General features: G+C 67.3%; 18 protein-coding genes. 13 read left to right on the top strand and 5 right to left on the bottom strand.

The window, feature by feature from the left end; translation table 11 throughout:
• The first annotated feature begins 6 nt into the window (after nucleotides 1–6).
• The 8 genes from ASE52_RS12265 to ASE52_RS12230 all read left to right on the top strand — a co-directional run bounded on the left by ASE52_RS12265 (nucleotide 7) and on the right by ASE52_RS12230 (nucleotide 10,021).
• Nucleotides 7–1,512: a Y4yA family PLP-dependent enzyme gene (locus tag ASE52_RS12265; RefSeq protein ID WP_241776988.1), complete on the top strand. Its 1,506-nt coding sequence runs from the start codon at nucleotides 7–9 to the stop codon at nucleotides 1,510–1,512.
• Nucleotides 1,513–1,516: 4 nt separating this feature from the next.
• A complete protein-coding gene (locus tag ASE52_RS12260) occupies nucleotides 1,517–2,560 on the top strand; it encodes a cysteine synthase family protein (RefSeq protein ID WP_057226430.1) in 1,044 nt (347 codons plus the stop codon).
• Nucleotides 2,561–2,571: 11 nt separating this feature from the next.
• A complete protein-coding gene (locus ASE52_RS12255; RefSeq protein ID WP_057227204.1) occupies nucleotides 2,572–3,711 on the top strand; it encodes an NAD/NADP-dependent octopine/nopaline dehydrogenase family protein in 1,140 nt (379 codons plus the stop codon).
• A gap of 25 nt (nucleotides 3,712–3,736) precedes the next feature.
• Nucleotides 3,737–5,656 carry an IucA/IucC family protein gene (locus ASE52_RS12250; protein ID WP_082606852.1) on the top strand — a complete coding sequence of 640 codons (1,920 nt, stop codon included), beginning with the start codon at nucleotides 3,737–3,739 and terminating at the stop codon, nucleotides 5,654–5,656.
• The gene (locus ASE52_RS12245) at nucleotides 5,656–6,921 is read left to right on the top strand and encodes an MFS transporter (protein ID WP_057226428.1); all 1,266 of its coding nucleotides are present in this window, start codon (nucleotides 5,656–5,658) and stop codon (nucleotides 6,919–6,921) included. Before ASE52_RS12250 ends, ASE52_RS12245 begins: the two co-directional genes overlap by 1 nt.
• Nucleotides 6,922–6,987: 66 nt before the next feature.
• Complete coding sequence (locus ASE52_RS12240) at nucleotides 6,988–8,211, top strand: ABC transporter substrate-binding protein (RefSeq protein WP_057226426.1); 1,224 nt, start codon at nucleotides 6,988–6,990, stop codon at nucleotides 8,209–8,211.
• Nucleotides 8,208–9,272, top strand: a complete 1,065-nt coding sequence (locus ASE52_RS12235) for an iron ABC transporter permease (RefSeq protein ID WP_010463202.1) — start codon at nucleotides 8,208–8,210, stop codon at nucleotides 9,270–9,272. The genes ASE52_RS12240 and ASE52_RS12235 overlap by 4 nt, the downstream gene beginning before the upstream one ends.
• Complete coding sequence (locus ASE52_RS12230; RefSeq protein WP_057226424.1) at nucleotides 9,266–10,021, top strand: ABC transporter ATP-binding protein; 756 nt, start codon at nucleotides 9,266–9,268, stop codon at nucleotides 10,019–10,021. Before ASE52_RS12235 ends, ASE52_RS12230 begins: the two co-directional genes overlap by 7 nt.
• A 29-nt stretch (nucleotides 10,022–10,050) precedes the next feature.
• Here the strand turns inward: ASE52_RS12230 and nadA are convergent, their stop codons facing one another.
• Together nadA and nadC are read right to left on the bottom strand one after the other, a co-directional pair.
• A complete protein-coding gene (nadA, locus tag ASE52_RS12225) occupies nucleotides 10,051–11,169 on the bottom strand; it encodes a quinolinate synthase NadA (protein WP_057226422.1) in 1,119 nt (372 codons plus the stop codon).
• 153 nt (nucleotides 11,170–11,322) lie between these two features.
• Nucleotides 11,323–12,171, bottom strand: coding sequence for a carboxylating nicotinate-nucleotide diphosphorylase (nadC, locus tag ASE52_RS12220; RefSeq protein WP_198928102.1), 849 nt, complete (start codon nucleotides 12,169–12,171; stop codon nucleotides 11,323–11,325).
• Between the two features lie 165 nt (nucleotides 12,172–12,336).
• Between nadC and panB the strand changes: the two genes are divergently transcribed.
• Complete coding sequence (panB, locus tag ASE52_RS12215; RefSeq protein WP_010463196.1) at nucleotides 12,337–13,218, top strand: 3-methyl-2-oxobutanoate hydroxymethyltransferase; 882 nt, start codon at nucleotides 12,337–12,339, stop codon at nucleotides 13,216–13,218.
• Nucleotides 13,219–13,259: 41 nt separating this feature from the next.
• On the top strand, nucleotides 13,260–14,105 hold the full coding sequence (gene panC, locus ASE52_RS12210; RefSeq protein WP_010463194.1) for a pantoate--beta-alanine ligase: 846 nt from the start codon (nucleotides 13,260–13,262) through the stop codon (nucleotides 14,103–14,105).
• Nucleotides 14,106–14,177: 72 nt separating this feature from the next.
• Here panC and ASE52_RS12205 read toward each other — a convergent pair whose 3' ends face one another.
• Nucleotides 14,178–14,900: an alpha/beta fold hydrolase gene (locus ASE52_RS12205; protein WP_057226413.1), complete on the bottom strand. Its 723-nt coding sequence runs from the start codon at nucleotides 14,898–14,900 to the stop codon at nucleotides 14,178–14,180.
• 187 nt (nucleotides 14,901–15,087) lie between these two features.
• Between ASE52_RS12205 and ASE52_RS12200 the strand changes: the two genes are divergently transcribed.
• The 3 genes from ASE52_RS12200 (at nucleotide 15,088) to ASE52_RS12190 (ending at nucleotide 22,371) form a co-directional block, all read left to right on the top strand.
• Nucleotides 15,088–18,594 carry a transglutaminase family protein gene (locus tag ASE52_RS12200; protein ID WP_057226411.1) on the top strand — a complete coding sequence of 1,169 codons (3,507 nt, stop codon included), beginning with the start codon at nucleotides 15,088–15,090 and terminating at the stop codon, nucleotides 18,592–18,594.
• 160 nt (nucleotides 18,595–18,754) lie between these two features.
• Entirely contained in the window at nucleotides 18,755–21,400 is a 2,646-nt protein-coding gene (locus tag ASE52_RS12195) for a circularly permuted type 2 ATP-grasp protein (protein ID WP_057226409.1), read from the top strand.
• A 2-nt stretch (nucleotides 21,401–21,402) separates the two neighbouring features.
• Complete coding sequence (locus ASE52_RS12190; protein ID WP_057226407.1) at nucleotides 21,403–22,371, top strand: transglutaminase family protein; 969 nt, start codon at nucleotides 21,403–21,405, stop codon at nucleotides 22,369–22,371.
• Here the strand turns inward: ASE52_RS12190 and ASE52_RS12185 are convergent.
• Together ASE52_RS12185 and ASE52_RS25100 are read right to left on the bottom strand one after the other, a co-directional pair.
• Nucleotides 22,337–23,296: an alpha-E domain-containing protein gene (locus ASE52_RS12185; protein ID WP_057226405.1), complete on the bottom strand. Its 960-nt coding sequence runs from the start codon at nucleotides 23,294–23,296 to the stop codon at nucleotides 22,337–22,339. The two genes, ASE52_RS12190 and ASE52_RS12185, sit on opposite strands and share 35 nt — an antisense overlap.
• Nucleotides 23,290–23,445, bottom strand: coding sequence for an alpha-E domain-containing protein (locus ASE52_RS25100; protein ID WP_010463181.1), 156 nt, complete (start codon nucleotides 23,443–23,445; stop codon nucleotides 23,290–23,292). Before ASE52_RS25100 ends, ASE52_RS12185 begins: the two co-directional genes overlap by 7 nt.
• Between the last annotated feature and the right edge of the window lie 155 nt (nucleotides 23,446–23,600).

The following is a 23,600-nucleotide window of genomic DNA, read 5'->3' as shown; positions in this document are numbered from 1 at the left end:
ACCGCCATGCGAGCCCAGCACCATGGTGAGTTGGCGGACTTGGCGGGCATGAACAAAGTTACGGCGGCGCACCGGCATGCCCCCCCCGTACCCGCAGCGGTGCCAACGCCGCAGCCCCCGCCTGCGGCCACTGCAGCCAAGGTGTACCCAGCCCTGCCGCCGCTGATGGACGAAGCGGTGGCAGCACTGGTGCACACATCACCCGCGATGCTGCCGGGCCTGGTTGCCCAGTACGGCTCGCCGCTGCACCTCATCTGGCCGCAACGGCTGCAGGACAACGTGCGCAAGCTGGTGGCCGTGCTGCAGTCCCACCCCATGCCCTTTGAGATTTTTTACGGGGCCAAGGTCAACAAGTCGCCCGCCCTGGTCCGCGCGGCCGTGCAGGCTGGCATTGGCGTGGACGTATCCAGCCTCTACGAGGCGGCTGACGCACTGCGTGCTGGCGCAGACCCCACGCGGCTGTGCGCCACCGGCCCGGCCAAGACCCGGGCGTTCCACAAGCTGCTGCTGGACAACACATCCCTCATTTCCATCGACTCGCTGCAGGAGCTGCAGGACCTGGATCACTGCCTGCAGTCTGCCGGCGCGGGCCAGCGGGCGCGTGTGCTGCTGCGCTACCGGCCCCAGGCATTGGCCGCCAGCCGCTTTGGCATGGACGCTGGCGACCTGCGCGCGGGCCTTGCCCGATTGGCCAACCCAGAGGCACGCCTGGTTCTGGAGGGCTTTCACTTCCATCTGTCGGGCTATGCGGTCGAGCCGCGTGTGCAGGCCGTGCGCGAGCTGCTGCCCTGGGTGCACGAAGCCCGCCGGATGGGGCTGAACGCCCGGATGCTGGACATCGGCGGTGGCCTGCCCATTCGCTATGTGGACACCGCCGCTTACAGCGCTTTTCTCGCAGCGCAGGATGGCGCGCACTACCGCAGCGGCAAGGTGCCCACATCGTTCTACCCCTATGGCGGACCCGTGGACGCCTGCATGTGGATGGAGCAACTGCTGTGCTCGGCGTGCACGGAGGGCATAACCGTGGCGCAGGCCCTGCACGCGGCAGGCCTGACGCTGGCCGTCGAACCCGGGCGCAGCCTGGTGGACCAGGCCGCCATTTCGGTCTTTCGCGCCACGCGGGTGAAACCCCTGGGCGACGGGCGGTATGTGATTTTTGTGGAAGGCAGCAGCTTCAGCGCCTGCGAGACCTGGTTCGGCTCCGAGTTCCTGGTGGACCCCCTGCTGGTGCCAGGGGATAGCAGCGGATCGCCCTCCACGCCGCCACAGGCTTGCCATGCCTACATCGCCGGGCACAGCTGCCTGGACGACGATGTTCTGACCCACCGCTGGATCAGTTTTGCACGTGTGCCGCAGGCCGGGGACCTGCTGGTGTATGCCAACACCGCGGGCTACCAGATGGACCTGCTGGAAAACGAGTTTCACCGCCATCCCATGCCCCGCCGCATTGCGGTCACCCGCACTGCTGCCGGTGGCATGGCCTTTTCGCCAGACGACGACCGAACGGAGTAAAGACATGATTCTCAGCAAAGTGACGGACCTGATCGGAAACACGCCCATCCTGGGCATCCCGATCCCTTCGAAGAAAACGCGGCTGCTGCTCAAGATCGAGAAGAACAACCCGGGCGGGAGCATCAAGGACCGCATGGCGCGCAACATGATCGTCGCGGCGATGCGCTCCGGCCGCCTGCAGCCCGGGGGCGTGGTGGTGGAGTCTTCGTCAGGCAACACCGGCATTGGCCTGGCCATTGCCGCCATCGAGTTCGGCCTGCGCTTTATCGCGGTGGTGGACCACCATGCCGCGCCCGACAAGATCGCCGTGATGCGCGCACTGGGTGCGGAGATCCGCTACGTGGAGGGCGACTACCGCGAGGACGAGGTGGCCGTGGTGGAGCGCCAGCGCCTGGCGGCCGAGGTGGCCGCCAAGATCCCCGGTGCGGTGTTCATGAACCAGTCGGACAACGTGGCCAACGCGGGCGGCTACTTCGATTTCGTGCGTGAAGTGATCGACCAGGTCCAAGGCCCGGTGGACGCGTATGTGGGCTGCGTGGGCACGGGTGGCTCGATGACGGGCATTGCACGCGGGCTCAAGCTGCACAACCCCCGCACCCGCACCATCGCGGTCGAGCCTGCGGGCTCCATCATCTTTGGGCAGCCAGGGCGGCCGTACTACCAGTCGGGCACGGGCACGCCCAAGGGAGACACCGTGGGCCTGGTGCTGGACTACAGCTGCATCGACCTGGGCGTGCAGGTGACCGATGCACAGGCCTTTGAAACCGCCCGCTACTTCGCGCAGCACACGGGCCTTCTGGTGGGCGGCTCCACCGGCGGCGTGCTCTACAAGGCCCTGGAGTTCATCCACAGCGGCATGATCGCGGGCAACGTGGTGGCGGTGGTGGCGGACGGGGGCGAGAAGTACCTGCACACCGTGTTCAACGAGGCTTGGCTCAAGGAGCGCAACATCATCGACCCCACGGTCTGGGCACAGCTCGACGGCTGGCTGGCCAAGGACGTGGTGGAAGAACTGCCGCGTGCCAACGACCGGCTGAAGGTGGCCTGAACGTGGGTGCCATGCAAGACCTGGACGTGGTTGTCTGCGGCGGCGGACGGACGGGGCACCTGAACGCGGTGCTGTTCAAGCAGGTGCCCGGCGTTCGCGTGTCCCTGCTCACCACGCGGGCGGACGTCATCGCACACCACCAGGAAAGTCACGACGGCCTCACCGCCTTGGTACCGGACTCCCCCCCGCTGCGGGCGCGGCTGGATGCAGTGGGCCACGATGCCACCTTGGTCGCCCACGCAGACCTGGTGATCCTCACCGTGCCCGCCCACGTGCGTGCCGCCTGGCTGCGCGGCATGGGGCAGGCGCTGCCGCGCGACAAACCCGTGTATGTGGGCGCCATCCCGGGCTTTTGCGGTTTCGACTGGCTCGCCGAGAACATCCTGGCAGAACGGCCCAACGCCGTGATCTGGGGCATGAAGGACGTGCCCCACACCGCGTACGACCTGCACCCCGGTGTCTCTGTGCGCATGGGGGGTGCCAAGCAGGTGCTCCACGTGGGCACCCACGCCCGGGAAAGCGCCAGCGCACGCACCGCCCTGCAACGGATGCTGCAGCGCCTGTACGCAGCGCCGGTGGAGTTGCTCGACCACTACCTCGAAATCACGCTGACGCCGGGCAACCCCATCATGCACAGCTCGGTGGTCTATGGATTGGCAGGCCCCTACAGCCAGTGGCACGGACGCACCTTTCCTGCCCCCGTCTGCTGGTGGACGGACTGCACCGAGCTGGGCGCGTATTTCCTCGCGCGCAGCGACGAAGAAAACCAGCGGCTGTGCAAGGCCGCCGAGCAACGCCTGGGCATCAACCTGTCGTCGGTCAAACCCCTGCACCAGGAGATCGTCGAAGCCTACGGAGACCAGATACGCGACCCCCGCACCTTGCTGTCCGTGCTGCGCTCCAACCAGGCTTACGACGCCATCGAAGCCCCGATGGTGCAGGCCGCCGGCCAACCCGGCTATGTGATCGACAAGGACAGCCGCGCGTTCCAGGAGGATGTCGCCTACGGCCTGGCCGTGCTGGTGGAAATGGGACGGCGGCTGGACGTGCCACTGCCCCACATCCAGGAGATCTTCGACTGGAACGTGGGCTACATGCAGGGCCTGCGCGGCTCGGCGCTCGACTACTTCCCATCCACCTGGCCCGCCTGACGGGCGTGCCCTGCCCTGTTTTCCCATGCACCTCTCTACCCATACCCTGGCCCGGCCAGAACCCAACTCGGACTCCATCCCTCCGCCACAAGACGCACAGGCTTTCGCGCAGCACAACGCGCTGCGGCGCCTGGTGCGCTGCCTGTTCGCCGAAGGCATTCTCGACAGCGGGTCGCTGGTTTTTGCCCCCCACGGCAATACGGCCTGGTTTCCGCTGTGGGAACAACATGCCCTGGTGTATTTCTCCGCGCTGCGGGCCGCACCCGCCCGCACTTTCCTGCTCGACGGCACGATCACCCTGGTGGAGCCGAGCGGCAAGAAGACGGCCATCGACACCCCCGGCCAGCTCATCGACCTGCTCGCGCCCTGTTTTGACTTCACCGCCACGCCCCAGGGCGTCGCCGGGCTGAAGAACGACATGGCCAACAGCGTCGCCAATGACGCACTGGCACGCGGCCACCGCCGCCACTGGAACGAAGAACTGCGGCAAGCCATTTTGGACACCGGCTCCAAGGGCCTGGTGGACTGGGTGCGCCACCACCGTACCGCGCGGGATGCTGCGGTGCTGCTGGAGCAGTGGGGCTCGCTCGAAGGGCACCCCTTTTACCCCACCTGGAAGAGCAAGCCCCAGTTGAGCCCCGCCGAAGTCGCGCAGCTGTCACCGGAATTCAATGCATGCGTTCCCGTGCGCATCGCCGCGCTGCGGGCCGACATGGCCTATGTGGAGCGCATGCCCCATGTGCTGGACTACCGCATCTGGTTTTCCCAGCAGTTCCCGGACGTGTGGCAGCGCTGGAGCGATAGCCTTCGGGCCCGGCACCAGAACACCGACGATTGGCTGCCCCTGCCCATTCACACGTGGCACCTGGAGCACTACGTGAAGGAAACCTACGCGGACGAAATAGCCGAGGGTGTGCTCGTCACCGACGGCATCGACATCGACACCCGCCCTACCATGTCGTTTCGCACCATGGTGCCGCAGCTGCCTGGGGCCACGCCGTTCATCAAGCTGCCCCTGGCCCTGTGGCTCACGAGCGAACAGCGCAGCCTGCAGGCCAAATCGATCCACATGGGGCCGCGCATCAGCGCAGTGATCGAACGCATCCTGGCCGAGGAAAACGGCTTTGACCGCCGCCTCGAAATTTTTCCCGAAGAAGTGGCGCTGCACTACCGCCACGCGGTACGCCAGGAGGACCGCCCGGGGCGGCACCTCTCGGTGGCTTACCGCGCGGCCCGCCAGGCGCTGGACCGCAGCGACGGGCTGCTGCCCATCACCGTGGCCACCTTGTTCACGGCCTCGCCGCTGGATGGACGGCCGCTGGTGACAGAACTGATCGAACGCACCACGGGCCGCGCCACGCCCGAAACGGTGGGCGCGTATTTCCGGCAATACGCGCGCGCCGTCACACGGCCTGTGGTGGCGATCTACCTGCTCTACGGCATCGGCCTGGAGGCCCATCAGCAAAACACGTCCGTGCTGTGCGCCGAGGATGGCAGCCCCCGGGGCCTGCTGATCCGGGACTTTGGCGACGGGCGCACGTTTGCCCCGCTGCTGGAAGCACGCGGCCACACCCTGCAGCCCTATGTGCACCCGGGCATTCTGCCCACCGTCTTCCGGGACGACATCGAGCCCGTGCGCACCTTCGTGCTGGACGCCTGTTTTGTTTGCCACCTGCATGAACTGGCCCTGGCGCTCACACACGAGTACCGGTTGCCCGCCACCTGGCTGTGGGAGATTCTTCGCGAGGAAACCGAAGGCGCCTTCAATGCGGTGCAGGCGCGTGTGGAGCCGCAGTTCTGGCACGCGGAACGCGAACAGTTTCTGCATGCGGCCTGGCCCACGCGCTCGGTGTTGCGCATGCACCTGCAGCAATACGCAGACTACCGCCTGCAGCACCGGCTGCCCAACCCGCTGGGCGCGCCCCCGACCTGCGGGAAGGTGTGATGGCCCCCACGCCAGCCGCCTCCGGGGCCCTGCCCCGCCTGGTTCACGCGCTGTTCGTGATCCAGCTCATTTCCATGGGCGCCATGGAAATGAGCGGTCCTTTCTGGCCTGTGCACCTGCAATCGCTGGACGCATCGCCCGGCGTCCTGGCGTTTGCGGGCATTGCCGTGTATGTGGGCCCCATGCTGGGCGTGGCGCTCACCAGCACGTTCTGGGGCAAGGTGGGGGACCGCTTCGGGCACAAGCCCATGATGGTCCGTGCGCTCCTGGGCCTCGCAGTCACCCAGCTGGCCCTGGCCTTCACGCAGGATGTCTGGACGGTCCTGGCGCTGCGCTTTCTGCAAGGGGCGTGCGCAGGCTATCTGGCACCGGCACAGGCCTACGGTGTGAGCGCCGTGGTGCCAGCGGTCCGGGGGCGCCTGTTTGCCTACCTGCAGGTGTCCACCAACGTGGGCTCGCTGGCGGGGGCACTGGCGGGCGGACTCATCCTGGACCACGCCACGTTCTTCTGGATCAACCTCAGCGCCGCACTGCTGTGCGCACTGTGCGCCGCCACCGTAGCCGCACTGCTGCCGCCCCGTCCTGCCGCAGGCAGCGCCCTGGGCGTGACGGCGATCCCATCGCCGCCATCGCCATCAGGCAACGCAGCGCCGTTGCAACCGCCATCCTGGTTTGCGTCCCCCGTGGCCGGGCTGCTGGCCGTGTTGGGCATCCTGCTGGTGGCCCGCATGCTCACGCAAACCCCGTTTGCGATGTATGTCCGCTCGGTGTTTGCCGTGGACAACTGGGTGGTGGGCCTGTGTTACGGGCTTCTTTCCATGGGGTTCATCGTGTCGGCCACACTCTGGGCGCGCTACTTCGAACGCCTGCAGGGCCCCGACGCCCTGGTCCGCATGGCCTGGGTGGCTGCCGCCTGCGCATTGCTGACGGCGCTGGCGGGGGCTACTCACAGCGTGGCTTTTTTTATCGCACTGCACTTTGCCTGGGGGGTGCTGCTGGGCGCCACCACGCCGGTGCTGATGGCCCTGATTTCGCATGCCACGAGCGGGCAACGGCAGGGGCGCATTCTGGGCGTGGCGCAGAGCACCGCCCAGTTCTCGTCCATGGCCGGCATCGCACTGGGCGGGGGCCTGACCCAGCTGCTGGGCTTGCACACCACCTACTTCCTCGTGGCGGGGGCCTATGCCGCCGCCCTGGCGGTGATCGTCGCCGTGCTGCGCCACAGCCGCGCCCAGCCAGGCGCAGCCAGCCTTGCCGGGCCGTGACCGACAAGGCACGAGGCGCGTCGCTTCTTTTCCTACCCAACCCCTTCATTCACAAAGAGTCTTTACATGGCAATGGGTCACCGCTGGCGCATCGCGCTTCTTATCCTTGTGCTGGCAGGCATCGCCGCCGGCATTTTTCTGGTTTCTCCGGCCGCAGCCCCCGAAGGCGCTGCATCCCCTCCGCCTTCCGGCAGGCACAAGGTCACGGTGACCGACCTGCTGGGGCGCAACGTGCAGGTGCAGGTGCCTGTGCAGCGTGTGATCCTGGGCGAAGGGCGGCAGCTGTACCTGGTGGCCGCACTCGATACGGACAACCCGATCCAGCGCATCGTGGGTTGGCGCAAGGACCTGATCCAGGCCGACCCCGACACCTATTCGGCGTACGCCAGGAAATTTCCGCGCATCGCCGACATTCCCACCTTTGGCGGCTTTGAAGACGGCACCTTCGACATCGAACAGGCCATTGCGCAGAAGCCCGACGTGATCCTGCTGAACATCGAGGCCCAACGTGCCACCGATGACGCGCGCTACATCGAGAAACTGGCGGCGCTGGGGATTCCGGTGGTGTATGTGGACTTTCGCCACCACCCCATGGAAAACACCGAGCCCACCATGCGCCTGATCGGCCGGCTGCTCGGCAAGGAAGCGCGCGCCGAGGAGTTCATCGCCTACCGCGCGGCGCAGATCCGGCGCGTGGCAGATACCATCGCCGCCCACCAGCCTGCGCGGCCCAAGGTGTTCATTGAACGCATCGGCGGCTACACCGAAGACTGCTGCCTGAGCTTTGGCAACGAAAATTTTGGCAAATTCGTGGAAGTGGCGGGTGGCACCAACGTCGCAAAGGGTGTGATTCCCGGCACCTTCGGCCAACTCAACCCCGAGCAGGTGATGGCATCCAACCCTGACCAGGTCGTGGTCACCAGCGCCAACTGGGAGGCCTACGTACCGTCGGGCCACTGGATTGGCGTAGGCCCCGGCGCGGACCTGGTGGAGGCCCGGCGCAAGCTCGAAACCTATACCCGCCGCCCCGCCTACGCTGGCACCCGGGCTGCGCAGGACCGCGGGTTCCACGCCATATGGCACCAGTTCTACAACAGCCCGTACGAGTTTGTGGCCATCCAGCAGCTGGCCAAGTGGTTCCACCCGGCCTTGTTCACAGACCTCGACCCGGACGCCACTTACCGCGAGATGCATGCGCGTTTCCTGCCCGTGCCCTATGAGCCCGGCTACTTCGTGAGCCTGGATGGCGCAACACCTGCGGCGCCCTCCACGGCCAAGGCTGCCCCATGACGGCCACTGCGATGGCCCCCCCTGCAAGCCAGGGCGCTGGCTACCGTGCCCTGGTGCGCCGCAAGCGCTGGCTGCTGCTGGGGTTTTTCGTGCTGACGACCTTGAGCCTGCTGCTGGACCTGGCGCTCGGGCCGGTGGGCTACAGCGTGAAGGACGTGGTGCAGGCCGTGCTGTGGCCTGACAGCGTGCCGGTGCAACTGCGCGTGGTGGTGTGGGACATCCGCCTGCCCACCGCACTCATGGCGCTGGCGGTGGGCGCGGCGCTGTCGGTGGCCGGTGCGCAAATGCAGACCACGCTGAACAACCCCCTGGCCAGCCCGTTCACGCTGGGCATCTCGGCGGCGGCCAGCTTTGGCGCCGCGCTCGGTCTGGCCTTCGGCGTCGCCCTCTTCCCCACGGTGGCAGGGTATGTGGTGCCGCTGAATGCCTTTGTGATGGCGATGCTGTCGGCCGGGTTGATCCACCTGCTGAGCCTGAAGCGCGGCGTGACCACCGAGACCATCGTGCTGCTGGGCATTGCGCTGGTGTTCACCTTCAATGCGCTGCTGGCGCTAGTGCAGTATTTCGCCACCGAGCAGGCCGTGGCGGCCGTGGTGTTCTGGACCATGGGCAGCCTGACCAAGGCCACCTGGCCGAAGCTGGGTGTGACCTGCCTGGTCCTCGTGGTCACGCTGCCCCTCTTTGCGCGCAACAGCTGGGCACTGACGGCCCTGCGCCTGGGCGATGACAAGGCCGCCAGCTTCGGCATCAACGTGGCGCGCCTGCGGCTGCAAACGCTGGTGCTGATCAGCCTTCTGGCCGCGTTCCCGGTAGCGTTTGTGGGCACCATCGGCTTTGTGGGTCTGGTGGGCCCGCACATTGCGCGCATGCTGATCGGCGAGGACCAGCGGTTTTTCCTTCCCGCGTCGGTGATGACCGGCGCGCTACTGCTGTCGATCAGCTCGGTGGTCAGCAAGACGCTGATCCCCGGAGCCATCTTTCCCATCGGCGTGGTGACCTCGCTGATCGGCGTGCCCTTCTTCATCTCGCTCATCCTGGGCAGCAAGGAGCGCTCATGGTGACATTGCAACTGCAGGACCTGGGCGCGCGCTATGGCAGCCGCACGGCGCTGCAGCGCATCAGCACGCCGATGTTCCACGCCGGACAGATGGTGGCGGTGATCGGACCGAACGCGGCCGGAAAGTCCACGCTGTTCAAGCGCATGGCCGGCATGCTCAAGGGCCCGGGCGAGGTACTGCTGCAGGGTTCGCGCAAAGGCCACGCAGGCATCTGCTACATGCCGCAGGACATCAGCGCCAACGCCCGTCTCACGGTCTACGAATCCATCTTGCTGGCAGCCAAGCAGCAGCACCAGGGCTGGGCCGTGACCGATGCAGAGCTGGGGCATGTGGGCGCCATTGCTGCGTCACTTGGCATTGCGGAGCTGGCGTTTCGCAACCTGGGCGAGCTCAGTGGCGGCCAGCGGCAATTGGTGTCCATTGCCCAGACGCTGGCGCGCGACCCCGATATCCTGCTCATGGACGAGCCCACCAGCGCGCTCGACCTGCACCGCCAGATCCAGGTGCTGGACTTCATGCGCTCGCTGGCACGGGAGCGGGGGCTGATCGTGTTCATCGCACTACACGACATCAACCAGGCGCTGCGCTACTGCGACCACGCCCTGGTGATCGCCAACGGCCAGGCGCTGCGCAGCGGCCCGTGCGACCAAGTGATCACGGCAGACATGCTGCGCGAGGTCTACCGCATCCGGGCGCGCATCGAAAGCTGCTCGCTGGGCACACCCCAGGTGATCTTGGACGGTGTGGCATAAGCCGCCACCACCCAGTCTTCCGCTTGGGCTCAGGCGGCCCCGATGCCCGGCACCAGGCCTGCGGTTGGCTGCCCGTTCTTCAGCGCGGCAGTGAAGGCCAGCATGCGGTCGATGGGCTGGCGCGCGCGCGGGATCAGTGCCGGGTCCACATGGATCGCATTGGCGCCGGTTTCCAGCACCCGCGCCACGTCGGCCAGGCCGTTCATCGCCATCCAGGGGCAGTGCGCGCAGCTCTTGCAGGTGGCGCTGTTGCCGGCCGTGGGCGCTTCGTAGAAGGTCTTGCCGGGATTCAGCGTGCGCAGCTTGTGCATCATGCCGTTGTCGGTGGCCACGATGAATTCGGTGGCGTCCATCTCGCGTGCGGCCCTGAGGATGGCGCTGGTGGAGCCCACGGCGTCGGCCAGTGCCACCACGTCGGCGGGGCTCTCGGGATGCACCAGCACTTTGGCGCCGGGGTGCTCCTTCTTGAGCGCCTCCAACTCGAAGGCCTTGAACTCGTCGTGCACGATGCAGGCGCCGTTCCAGAACACCATGTCGGCGCCGGTCTCGCGCTGGATGTAGGCACCCAGGTGACGATCAGGGGCCCACAGGATCTTTTGTCCGGCAGCCTTCAAGGCGCCGACGATGTCGAGCGCGCAGCTCGATGTGACCAGCCAGTCGGCCCGCGCCTTCACGGCGGCGCTGGTGTTGGCATAGACCACCACCGTACGGTCGGGATGGGCATCGCAGAACGCACTGAATTCTTCGATGGGACAGCCCAGGTCGAGCGAGCAGGTCGCATCGAGGTCGGGCATGAGCACCGTCTTTTCGGGGCTCAGAATTTTGGCCGTCTCACCCATGAAGCGTACGCCGCTCACCACCAGCGTCTGCGCGGCGTGGTCGCGGCCAAACCGCGCCATCTCCAGCGAATCGCTGACGAGGCCGCCGGTTTCTTCGGCCAGGTCCTGCAGGTCGGGGTGCACGTAGTAGTGCGAGACCATCACCGCGTTCTTCTCTTTGAGCAGGCGGCGGATCCTGTCCTTGAGCGCGGCGCGCTCAGCCTGCGTGGGCTCGGGCGGAACGCGGGCCCAGGCGTGTTTGGTAGAGCAGACGGCGCCTTCAGCGGCATCGCCGGGCTGTTCATATTCGATGTCAATCACAGTTGTCATGGCATGGTTCCATTGGATTGCCTCAGGCCCAAGACGCCTCGCACTGGCACGCACAAAGTCAGTGGACGCCGCGCAAGGGCCGCCCCGCCGCGCTGGCGTCGTCCCCCCTCCCGCAGGAGAGGGGGGAAGCCGCGCAGCGGCTCAGGGGGGTGGTTACTGAATCTCCTGCAGGCGCATGGAGAAATCGGTGGCTTTCACGTCTTTGGTCAGCGTGCCGATGGAGATGCGATCCACCCCCGTCTCAGCCAATTCGCGCAGGCCTTCGAGCGTGACGCCACCCGAGATTTCCAAAATCGCCCGGCCAGCATTGATACGCACAGCCTCGCGCAGCGTGGGCAGGGGCATGTTGTCGAGCAGCACCATCTTCGCGCCCGCGTTCAGCGCCTCGGTCAACTGCTCCAGCGTTTCCACCTCAATTTCGATGAACTTCGCTTGCGCCGCCACGGGGTCGGCGGCACGCAGCACTGCCGTCACGCCGCCGGCGGCGGCAATGTGGTTTTCCTTGATCAGGACGGCATCGTGCAGGCCGATGCGGTGGTTGGTGCCGCCACCCACGCGCACGGCGTACTTTTGCGCCAAGCGCAGGCCGGGCAGCGTCTTGCGCGTGTCCACGATGTGGGCACAGGTGCCAGCCACCACATCCACATAGGTGCGGGTTTTGGTGGCCACGGCCGACAGCAGTTGCAAAAAATTGAGCGCCGTGCGCTCGGCGGAGAGCAGCGCGCGGGCATTGCCCGTGAGCTCCAGCACCACTTGGTCCGGGGCGCAGCGCTGGCCCTCAGCCACATGCCAGGTGATCTGAACGGTGGGATCCAATGCGCGCAAGGCAGCTTCGGCCCAGGGGGCGCCGCAGATGACGGCGGACTCGCGCGCCAGGATGCGGGCGCGGGCGCGGCGGGTGGGGTCGATCAGGCCGGCCGTGAGGTCGCCAGGGCCCACATCTTCAGCCAGGGCACGGGCCACGTCGGCCTGGGCCAGGGCGGCTACATCGGTGTCTCTCATCGTGGTGTTCGCGGGGTGTAACGCTGCTGTCATGGGCCGCGAGCATACCGGGAACGCAAAGGCCACTGCGCCAACACGGGCCGCTTTCTACCGGGCAGGAAACCAATAAGTACGCCCATTATTGGTCGCATAGACTCGCGGCAATTTTTTGCATACGGAGGCCCCATGACTGCCACGAACACCGTTTCCGCCACGCCCTACGGCACCCTGCCGCCCGCATCGCCCCTGCCCCAGCGCCGCCCGGTCAGCCTGCCACGCCTGCAGCAGATGCGCGCCGCAGGCGAGAAGATCACCATGCTCACGGCCTACGACGCCACGTTTGCGGCGGTGGCCGATGCGGCGGGGGTGGAATGCATCCTGGTGGGTGATTCGCTGGGCATGGTGTGCCAGGGGCTGCCCAGCACGGTGGGCGTGGGCCTGGACACCATGGCCTACCACACGGCCAGCGTGGCACGCGGCCTGCACCGCGTGCAAGGCACGGCGTGGCTTGTGGCCGACCTGCCTTATGGCACCTATGCCGAGAGCCGCGAGCAGGCCCTGCGCAGTGCCTGCGTGCTGATGCAGGCGGGGGCGCACATGGTCAAGCTGGAAGGTGGGGGCTGGACAGCGCCCACGGTGGAGTTCCTGGTGCAGCGCGGCGTGCCGGTGTGCGCCCACCTGGGCCTCACGCCGCAAACAGTGCACGCCCTGGGCGGCTACCGCGTGCAGGGCAAGACCGACGATGACGCGCGCACCCTGCGCAAAGAGGCGCATGAGCTGCAGGATGCAGGCGCCACCATGCTGGTGCTGGAGATGGTGCCTGCCGTGCTGGCCGCCGACCTCACGGCCGAGCTGCTGCACTGCCACACCATCGGCATCGGCGCGGGCAACGGCACCGCCGGCCAGGTGCTGGTGTTGCACGACATGCTGGGCATGAACCTCGGAAAAATGCCGAAGTTCGTCCACAACTTCATGCACGACGCTGGCAGTGTGCGCGGCGCCATGGAGGCGTACGTGCAGGCCGTCAAGCAGGGGAGTTTTCCCGACAACGCCCAACACGCCTGGTAACCGCCACCCCTCGCTTTCGCCCACTGACTCCCTTTCGCCCCATGCTGATTGCCCACTCCATCGCCGACCTGCGCCAGGCCCTTGCACCCCACCGCCGCCCCGCCTTCGTGCCCACCATGGGCAACCTGCACGAAGGGCACATCGCCCTGGTGCGCCAGGCCAAGCCCCTGGGCGACGTGACGGTGGCCAGCATCTTTGTGAACCGCTTGCAGTTTCTGCCGCACGAGGACTTCGACAGCTACCCCCGCACCTGGGAGGCCGACTGCGCGCAGCTGCAGGCTGCGGGCTGCGATGTGCTGTTTGCCCCGCGCGAGGCAGACCTGTACCCGCAGCCCCAGACGTTCAAGGTGCACCCCGACCCGGCGCTGGCCGACATGCTGGAAGGGCACTTTCGCCCCGGCTTTTTTGTGGGCGTGAGCACGGTGGTGATGAAGCTGTTTGCCTGCGTGCTGGGCCAGACCGGCGGCACCGCCGTGTTCGGCAAGAAGGACTACCAGCAGCTCATGGTGATCCGCCACATGGTGCAGCAGTTTGCGCTGCCCATTGAGGTGGTGGCGGGCGCAACCTGCCGCGCGGCCGATGGCCTGGCGCTGAGTTCGCGCAACGGGTACCTGAGCCGGGAAGAGCGGCAAGAGGCTGTGGCGCTGCCTTCCGCATTGAAGCAACTGGCCCAGCAGTGGCTGAACACGCCCCCCGGCGACCGCAACGCGCTGGAGCCGCAGGCCCTGGAGGCCCTGCGCGCCCGGGGATGGTTGCCCGACTACCTCACCGTGCGCCGCCGTGCGGACCTGCTGCCCGCCACGGCGGCCGATGCGGCAGGCACGCTGGTGGCGCTGGGGGCTGCGCGGTTGGGCAGCACGCGGTTGATCGACAACTTCGAATTCTGATTTGCTACTAATTTGATAGCTTCTAGCGCTTATTGGATAAGCGCCAGCGGCCAAAAATACTCAAAAACCGGTTCAAATCCACCCATTGCGGGCCAGCCACTGCACCAGCAGGTGGTTGACGGCCTCGGGCTGTTCCATGGTCAGCATGTGGCCGCTGTGGGCCAGCAGGGTGTGATCGGCATGGGGAACCAGCGCCGCGATCTCGGCAGAACATTCGGGCGGCGTGAGCTGGTCGGCCTCACCACACACCACCAGCACGGGGCAGGCCACGCCGGGCAGGTGCAGGCGGGCATCGGGCCGGTGGATGACGGCGCGGTTCTGGCGCACCAGGTGCGCGGCGCCAGCGCCCAGCACAAAGTCGAGGTAGGCCTGCACCAGCTCAGGCCGCGTGGCGTTGTCCGGGTGGAAGGCAAAGGCCACGTTGGGCTCGATCACTTCGCGCAGGCGGCCTTGTTCAAAGAGTTCGATGGCAGCCTCGCGCAGCGCCCGCATGTCCGGGGTTTCAGGCCGCGCCGTGGTGCCCAGCAACGCCAGGCCCGCAATGCGCTCGGGCGCCTGGCGCGCGGCCTCCATCGCGACCATCCCGCCCATGGAAGCTCCGGCCAGCACCAGCGGCCCCGCGTGCTGCGCCAGCAACCGGGCGGCGAAATCCTCGATGGTGTGCAGCGTGGCGTCCTGGTGGGCGGTGGCCACCACCGGGCGCAGGGCCTCGGGCATGTGGGGCAAGACACCCCGCCACATACGTTCATCGGCCGCCAGGCCGGGCAAAAGCAGGAGTTGGGGTGGCTGGGACATGGCTATGCGGCAGGGTGAATCACCAAGATGGTGCTGTGAAGGAATGGGGGCGGACGGTGGAGGGTTCGGCGTCGCCCACTGGAAAGGAAAGACCGGCACCGCAGATTGTGAACAGGCCGTGAACACAAGGCACCGGCGCGGGGATTGTTTACCACGATGGCTCGGGACTTGCTAGCATGCCCTGCATATGCCCATCCACGCCGCGCTCCACCACGTCACGCATTATCAATACGACCGGCTGGTTGGCCTGGGGCCTCAAACCGTTCGCCTGCGTCCCGCCCCCCATTGCCGCAGCAACGTCATTTCGTATTCGCTCAAGGTCGAGCCCGCACAGCATTTCATCAACTGGCAGCAAGACCCGTTTGCCAACTACCAGGCACGGCTGGTGTTCCCCGAGAAGACGCGCAGCTTCAAGATCACGGTGGACCTGGTGGTCGAGATGGCGGTGTACAACCCCTTCGACTTCTTCCTGGAGCCCGAGGCCGAGCAGATTCCGTTCCACTACAGCGCAGAGATCCAGCAAGAGCTGGCGCCGTACCTGGCGGCCGACCCGGTCACCCCGCTGGTCCAGGCCTACCTCGACAAGATCGACCGCACCGAGCAGCGCACCATCGATTTCCTGGTCAAGCTCAACCAGCAGGTGTCGCAGGACATCCGCTACCTCATCCGCATGGAGCCCGGCGTGCAGGGCCCCGAGGAGACACTGCAAAAAGCCAGTGGATCGTGCCGCGACTCTGGCTGGCTGCTGGTGCAGCTGCTGCGCCACCTGGGGCTGGCGGCGCGGTTCGTGTCGGGCTACCTGATCCAGCTCACGCCCGACGTGAAGGCGCTCGATGGCCCGAGTGGCACCGAAGTGGACTTCACCGACCTTCACGCCTGGTGCGAGGTCTACCTGCCCGGCGCGGGCTGGATCGGCCTGGACGCCACCAGCGGCCTGATGGCGGGCGAGGGCCATATCCCCCTGGCCTGCACGCCCCAGCCCTCCGGCGCCGCGCCGATTGAAGGCGGGGTGGACGAGGCCGAGGTGGAGTTCAACCACGAGATGCGCGTGACGCGCATCTTCGAATCGCCGCGCGTGACCAAGCCCTACACCGAAGACCAGTGGCAGGCCGTGCAGGCGCTGGGCGACCAGGTGGATGCCGACCTGACCGCGAACGATGTGCGCCTGACCATGGGCGGCGAGCCCACCTTTGTGGCCGTGGGCGACCGCGACGCTGCCGAGTGGAACACCGACGCCCTGGGGCCCACCAAACGCGGCTTTGCCACCGAGCTGGTGCACAAGCTGCGCGCCGAATATGGCCAGGGTGGTTTTCTGCATTTTGGCCAGGGCAAGTGGTACCCCGGCGAACAGTTGCCCCGCTGGGCGTTGTCGATCTGCTGGCGCGCCGACGGCCAGCCGGCCTGGAAAAACCCCGCGCTGTTTGCCGACGAACGCAACCCATCGCACTACACCAGCGCGGACGCAGAACGTTTTGTGCACCACCTCACGCGCAAGCTGGGCATCACCGATCGCTATATCCAGCCCGGCTACGAGGACACCTTCTACTACCTGTGGCGCGAGCGGCGCCTGCCGGTCAACGTGGACCCGTTTGACGCGCGCCTGGACGACGAGCTGGAGCGCGCTCGCCTGCGCCGCGTGTTCGAGCAAAAGCTCGACAGCGTGATCGGCTATGTGCTGCCGCTGCAGGCGGGTGAAGGGTCGGGCAAGCTGGTGGGCAGCGTGTGGAGCACCGGCCCCTGGTTCTTCCGCGACGACCGCATGTTGCTCATCCCCGGCGATTCGCCCATGGGCTACCGGCTGCCCCTGGACGCCCTGCCCTGGGTGAAGGCCGCAGACACCGACCACCTGATCCCGCCAGACCCGACCGCACCCCAAGGCCCGCTGCCCGCTGCGACCACGCTGCGGGCGCGGTATTCCGTGCCAGCAGGCCCCGTCACCGGCGACCGTGGCCTGCCCTACCTGGCGGGTGCCACTGCGCCGGGCGAGGCACGCCGCATGGCGCAAGGCGTTGCAGGCACCGCAGGCGGCGACCACGCACGCCAGGCGGGCCAGCCCGATCCCCATGCGGGCATGCAGCCCCCAGGCAAGTTCCAGTCGGCCGCCGGGCTGTCGCGCACTGCGATGTGCGTCGAGGTGCGCGACCCGCGCCGGTCCAGCGGCCCCAAGGCGGAAGCGGTGGGTGAAAAGTATGGCGTGTTGTATGTCTTCATGCCGCCGCTGGCGCGCCTGGACGACTACCTGGACCTGCTGGCCGCCATCGAAGCCACGGCCGAAGAGCTGGGCATGAAGATCGTGCTGGAAGGCTACCCGCCCCCGCGCGACGCACGCCTGAAGGTGCTGCAGGTCACGCCCGACCCTGGTGTGATCGAGGTGAACATCCACCCCGCCAGCCACTGGAAGGAACTGGTGCAGCACACCGAGTTCCTGTACCAGGCCGCGTGGGAGACGCGCCTGTCGGCCGAGAAGTTCATGACCGATGGCCGCCACACCGGCACCGGGGGTGGCAACCACTTCGTGATGGGTGGCGCCACACCGGCCGACTCGCCGTTCTTGCGCAAGCCCGAACTGCTGGCCAGCCTGCTGCTGTACTGGCACAACCACCCGAGCCTGAGCTATTTGTTCAGCGGCCTGTTCATCGGCCCCACCAGCCAGTCGCCGCGCGTGGACGAGGCGCGCAACGACCAGCTGTACGAGCTGGAGATCGCACTGCGCGAGATCGAATCCAACCGCGCCCTGTACGGCCAGGACATGCCGCCGTGGCTGGTGGACCGCACGCTGCGCAACATCCTCGTGGACGTGACGGGCAACACCCACCGCAGCGAGTTTTCCATCGACAAGATGTTCTCGCCCGACAGCAGCACCGGCCGCCTGGGCCTCTTGGAGCTGCGCGCTTTCGAGATGCCGCCCCACGCCCACATGAGCGTGGTGCAGCAGCTGCTGCTGCGCGCCTTGATCGCCCGCTTCTGGAAGACGCCCTACCGCGCGCCCGCCGCCCGCTGGGGCACCGAGCTGCACGACCGCTGGATGCTGCCCACCTTCATCCAGCAGGACATGCACGATGTGGTGGCCGACATGGTCGCAGCGGGCTATGCGTTTGATGCGGCCTGGTTTGCGCCGCAGTTCGAGTTCCGCTTCCCCATGGTCGGCACGGTACAGTCGATGGGCGTGGAACTGACCCTGCGCAATGCGCTGGAGCCCTGGCATGTGATGGGCGAGGAAGGCTCCGCCGGTGGCACCGTGCGCTACGTGGACTCGTCGCTGGAGCGCATCGAGGTGCGCGTGACGGGCATGAACGAAAGCCGCCATGTGGTCACCGTCAACGGCCAGCCGCTGCCGCTGCAGACGACGGGCACCACCGGCGAGTTTGTGGCCGGTGTGCGCTACAAGGCCTGGAACCCGCCCTCGGCCCTGCACCCGACCATTGGCGCCCATGCGCCGCTCACGTTCGACATCGTGGACACCTGGATGAACCGCTCTTTGGGCGGCTGCCAGTACCACGTGGCGCACCCGGGCGGGCGCAACTACGACACCTTCCCAGTCAACGCCTACGAGGCCGAAAGCCGCCGCCTCGCGCGGTTCTCGCGCATGGGCCACACACCGGGCAGGCTGGCGGTGCCGCCTGCGACGATTGAGCTGCCGGGCAGCCGGGAGTTTCCGTTCACACTGGATCTGCGGCGCAAGATGCGGAGGTAGAGAAGCCCCCCCTGAGTCGCTGCGCGCCTTCCCCCCAGGGGGACGACGCCCTTGCTGCGGGGCGGCCCTTGCTTGGCGTCTCTGGCATCGGCCCCGCCAGTTTCGACGGTGCGGGTTACCCGCAGAGTGTTGTCGAACAAATGCCCGAAAATCGAGCGCAGTGAACCACCTCAACGACAGCCTCCCCACCCCCGACCCTTCTGACAGCGCAGCCCAGTTGGCGGCTGCACTGGCGCCTGCTGCGGCGGCCGGGCATTTTGACGAGCTGCGGGGTGCCAGCGTGGCGGACGCCCCCGGTGCTGCCACTGCATCAGGTACTCCCAAATCAATAGCAAACAAGCCAGATATCACTAGCGCCTGGGCCCAATTCTTCGATCAATTGGGGCCCGAGGGCTTCCAGGACCTGGACCGGCGCATGCAGAGCCTACAGCGCCAGGTGCGCGACAACGGCATCACCTACAACGTGTACGCCGATGCCGACGGCCCACAGCGGCCCTGGTCGGTCGATCTGTTTCCGCTGATCCTCTCGCAAGGCGACTGGGCACACATCGAGCGTGGCGTGTTGCAGCGCGTGCGCCTGCTCGACCGCGTGATGGCCGACGTGTATGGCCCGCAAGAGTTGCTGCACAAAGGCTTGCTCCCCAGCGCGCTGGTGCAGGGCCACCCGGGCTACCTGCGCGCCATGCATGGGGTCCAGCCCGTGGGCGGCACGCACCTGCACATCGCTGCGTTCGATATGGCGCGCGATGCGCAGGGCGACTGGTGGGTCGTCACGCAGCGCACGCAGGCGCCGTCGGGCCTGGGCTACCTGCTGGAGAACCGGCTGCTCATCTCGCGCCTGTTCCCCGAGGCCTTCCGCCAGATGCATGTGCAGCGCCTGGCCGCCACCTACCGCGCGTTGCTCGACGGGCTGCGGCAGATGAGCCCGGCGGGGCAGGATGCGCGCATCGTGCTGCTCACGCCCGGCCCGTACAACGAGACCTACTTTGAGCACGCCTACCTGGCGCGCTACCTGGGCCTCACGCTGGTCGAAGGCAACGACCTCACCGTGCGCGATGCGCGCCTGTACCTCAAGACGCTGCACGGCCTGCAGCCGGTGCACGGCATCCTGAAGCGCCTGGACGACGAGTTTCTCGACCCACTGGAGCTGCGCAGCGACTCGCGCCTGGGCGTGCCCGGCCTGCTGCAGGCCATCCGCGCGGGCAACGTGCTGGTGGCCAATGCGCCGGGGTCGGCGTTCCTGGAATCGTCGGCATTGCTGGGCTTCATGCCCGCGCTCTCGCGCCACCTGCTGGGCGAAGAGCTCGCGCTGCCGTCGCTGCCCACCTGGTGGTGTGGCGAGCGCTCTGCCATGCAGGCGGTGCTGCCGCAACTGGCCCACAGCGTGATCCGGCCCACCTGGCCCATGGGGCAGCGGGTGCCGGTGCTCGGCGGCGCACAGTCGCCCCAAGACCTGGCGCAGTGGTCCCAGCGCATCCAGGGCCAGGGGGACGAATACACCGTGCAGGCCCACCTGCCGCTGTCGCAGATGCCCACCTGGCGCAGTGAAGCCGCTGAGGGTGCGGGCCAGGGCGGTGGCCCCATCGCCCCCCGCTCGGTGATGCTGCGCGTTTTTGCGGTGTGCGACGGCCCCGGCTCGTGGCGCGTGCTGCCGGGCGGGCTGGCCCGCCTGGCCCAGGGCGACAGCGGCATCACATCCATGCAGCGCGGCGGCAGCAGTGCTGATGTGTGGGTGCAGACCGATGGCCCCGTGGACACCACCACGCTGCTGGCCCACAACCAGGCCGCGCCCGCCGTGGTGCACCGCAGCCGCCAGGTGACCAGCCGCGCGGCCGAAAACCTGTTCTGGCTGGGTCGCTACACCGAACGCACCGAGAACGTCACGCGCCTGGCGCGCATCACGCTGCAATGCCTCAATGGGGAGGACCAGACCTCGCAGCCGCTGCTGACCTGGCTGAGCGCCATGGGCGTGAGCCAGGGGCTGGTGCTGCCGACCGTGCCTGCGGCCGGGCAGGCACGGCGCGTGTTCGAGCGCTCGCTGATCGCCGGGCTGACGCAGCCCGCGCAGGTGACCAGCGTGGGCTACAACCTGCGCGGCATCCTGGGTGCGGCCTCGGCCGTGCGCGACCGTTTGTCGCAGGAACACTGGAACCTCATCGTGCGCGCCGAGGCGGAGTTTTTTGCGCCCCGCACAGGGGCCGAAGACGACGGCGACTATTCGCCGCTGGACGCGCTGCGCCAGCTGGAAGGCCTGAGCGGCCACACCGCAGCCATGACGGGCCAGCAGACCGACCGCATGACCCGCGACGACGGCTGGCGCCTGCTGTCCATCGGGCGCCATCTGGAGCGCCTGGGCTTTCTGGCATCGGCGCTGGAAAGCGGCCTGCAGACCGGCGCCGTGCACGATGAGGGCGGCTTCGAGGCCATGGTGGCGCTGTTTGACAGCACCATCACCTTCCACGCGCAGTACCAGCAGCGGCGCGACATGCCCGCCCTGCTGGACCTGCTGGTGATCGACCGCGACAACCCCCGCTCGCTGGCCTGGGTCGCACAGACGCTGCGCGGGCGCATTGCCAAGATCGAAGCGGCCGCCGGTACGCCCGGCGAATCCGCAGCCACGGGCATCCCCGAAGCGTCCGACCTGTCGCTGGTGGCCCTGTGCGCACAGGACGCCGAAGGCCGCCATGCCGCTCTGGAGGAATATCTGGGCCGGTGTGTGCGGGGCGTGATGGGCTTGTCGGATGTGCTGGCCACGCGCTACTTCACGCATTCGGCGGATGCACTTCGGCACAGCGTAGGAGCTTGACCATGAAGCTGCGCGTCATCCACGAAACGGTGTACCACTACAGCCCGGCGGTGCAAAACGCCCAGCACATGGCCCATCTGCGTCCGCGCACCGGTGTGGTGCAGCGTGTGCTGACCCACAGCCTGCAGGTGGATCCCGCCCCAACACAGTGCAACATGGTGCAGGACGTGTTTGGCAACACCCGCGCGTTCTTCAGCCTGCCGTTCACCCACGAGCAACTGCGGGTGCGCGCCGAAAGCCTGCTGGAGACCCTGCCCGTGCCCGCCGCACCGCCCGGCGAGCCCTGGGAGGCCGTGCGCGAGCGCCTGGGTTATCGGCGTGGCCAGCCCTACCACGCGGCCACCGAGTTCAGCTTTGCCTCGCCCTACATTCCCCGGCATGCCGACTTTGTGGCCTATGCCGCCCAGAGCTTTGCACCCGGCCGCCCGCTGATGCAGGCTGCCCGCCACCTGATGTCGCGCATCCATGCCGACTTTGCCTACACATCCAACGCCACCGACGCGGGCACGCCCGCGCTCGAATCGCTGCGGCTGCGCCGGGGCGTGTGCCAGGACTTTGCCCACGTGATGATCGGCTGCCTGCGCAGCCTGGGCCTGGCGGCGCGGTATGTGAGCGGCTACCTGCTGACCGAGCCCCCGCCCGGGCAACCCCGGCTGGTGGGGGCCGATGCATCGCACGCCTGGGTGTCGGTGTGGTCACCGGCAGCCGACGAAAGTGATGGCGCATCAGACGACAACACCTGGTTTGACCTGGATCCCACCAACGACCGCGCGGCGGGCGAGGACTACGTGACCCTGGCCATCGGCCGCGATTTTTCGGATGTGTCGCCGCTGCGCGGCGTGATCCATGGCGGCGACCACCATGTGCTGCAGGTGGGGGTGACCGTGGAGCCAGTGCCGGTCAGCGAACCCGCAGCGGCACCCGAAGTGGCCCACGTCACGCCGTCGAAGGCACCAGGAAATCCTGACTGATACGCGCGCCCAGGTCGTTCACGCGCTCCAGAAACTGCGTGAGATAAGCATGCAATCCGTGGGTCAGAATTTCGTCGATGCGCGCGAACTTCAAGTGGGCCAGAAGCCGCCCCGCATGCCGCTGCGTCTCTGCAGATTGGCCGCTGCCCAGCATGTCGAGGTTGCCCAGCACCTCCTTCATGCACGCATGCAGTGAGCGTGGCATGTCGGCACGCAAGATCAGCAGTTCGGCCACCCGCTCGGGGGTGATCACGTCGCGATAGACCTTGCGGTAGGTCTCAAAGCCGGACACGCTCAGCAAGATCGCGCTCCAGTGGTAGAAGTCGTAATCCTGGTCTTGCTCCGTGGCCGTGCCCATGAAGTCGCTCTGCACGGCGTGGAACTTCACGTCCAGCAGGCGCGCCGTGTTGTCGGCCCGCTCCAGGAAGGTGCCCAGCCGCATGAAGTGCAGAGCTTCGTCTTGCAGCATGGTGCCCACCGTGACGCCACGCGACAGGTGCGAACGGAACTTCACCCATTCGAAGAACCGCGCCGGGTCCCTCTCCAGTGCACCGCCGTCAATAAGCCGGTTCACCTCGAGCCAGGTCTGGTTCAGGATCTCCCACGCCTCGGTATTCAGCGCACCGCGCACGGCCCGGGCATTCTCTCGCGCGGCCTGCAGGCAGGCCACGATGGACGACGGGTTGGCCGGGTCCTTGACCATGAAATGCAGCACCTTCGACGGGGTCACCTCTCCATGCTGGGCGGTGTAGGCGGGCAGCAGCTCGCTGATGGACAACAGCCCCTGCCAGCCCTGCATGGCCACTTCGGTGGATTGCGGCAGCAGCGCGCTTTGGTAGTTGACGTCCAGCATGCGGGCGGTGTTCTCTGCCCGCTCGGTGTAGCGGGCCATCCAGAACAGGTGGTCGGCAGTGCGGCTCAGCATACGGCCTCCTTGTTCAACGGGGGCAGAGAACCCCGGGCGTGCTGCGCACGCTGGCGGTGTTGTGTCGAAAGCCCGGCTGCGCAGGGCTTTTCTGCCCGCTCGGTGTAGCGGGCCATCCAGAACAGGTGATCAGCAGTGCGGCTCAGCATGGTCGTGACCTCCGTTGGTGATGTGTGTGCATTCGCCTCGGTGGGGGTGGCTCGCCCGGCACCCCGATTGTCTTGGCGGCCTACCACGCCAAGGGTTTGCGCACGCGCCGTGCGCAAACCCTGCCCCGGCAGGGCGCACCGGCATCACGCCTGGC

Origin of the sequence: Acidovorax sp. Root275 (assembly GCF_001428965.1) — a bacterium.
Taxonomy (GTDB): Bacteria; Pseudomonadota; Gammaproteobacteria; order Burkholderiales; family Burkholderiaceae_C; genus Acidovorax; species Acidovorax radicis.
The sequence above is the reverse complement of the archived record's forward strand: the minus strand, read 5'-3'. Positions and strand labels throughout refer to the sequence as shown.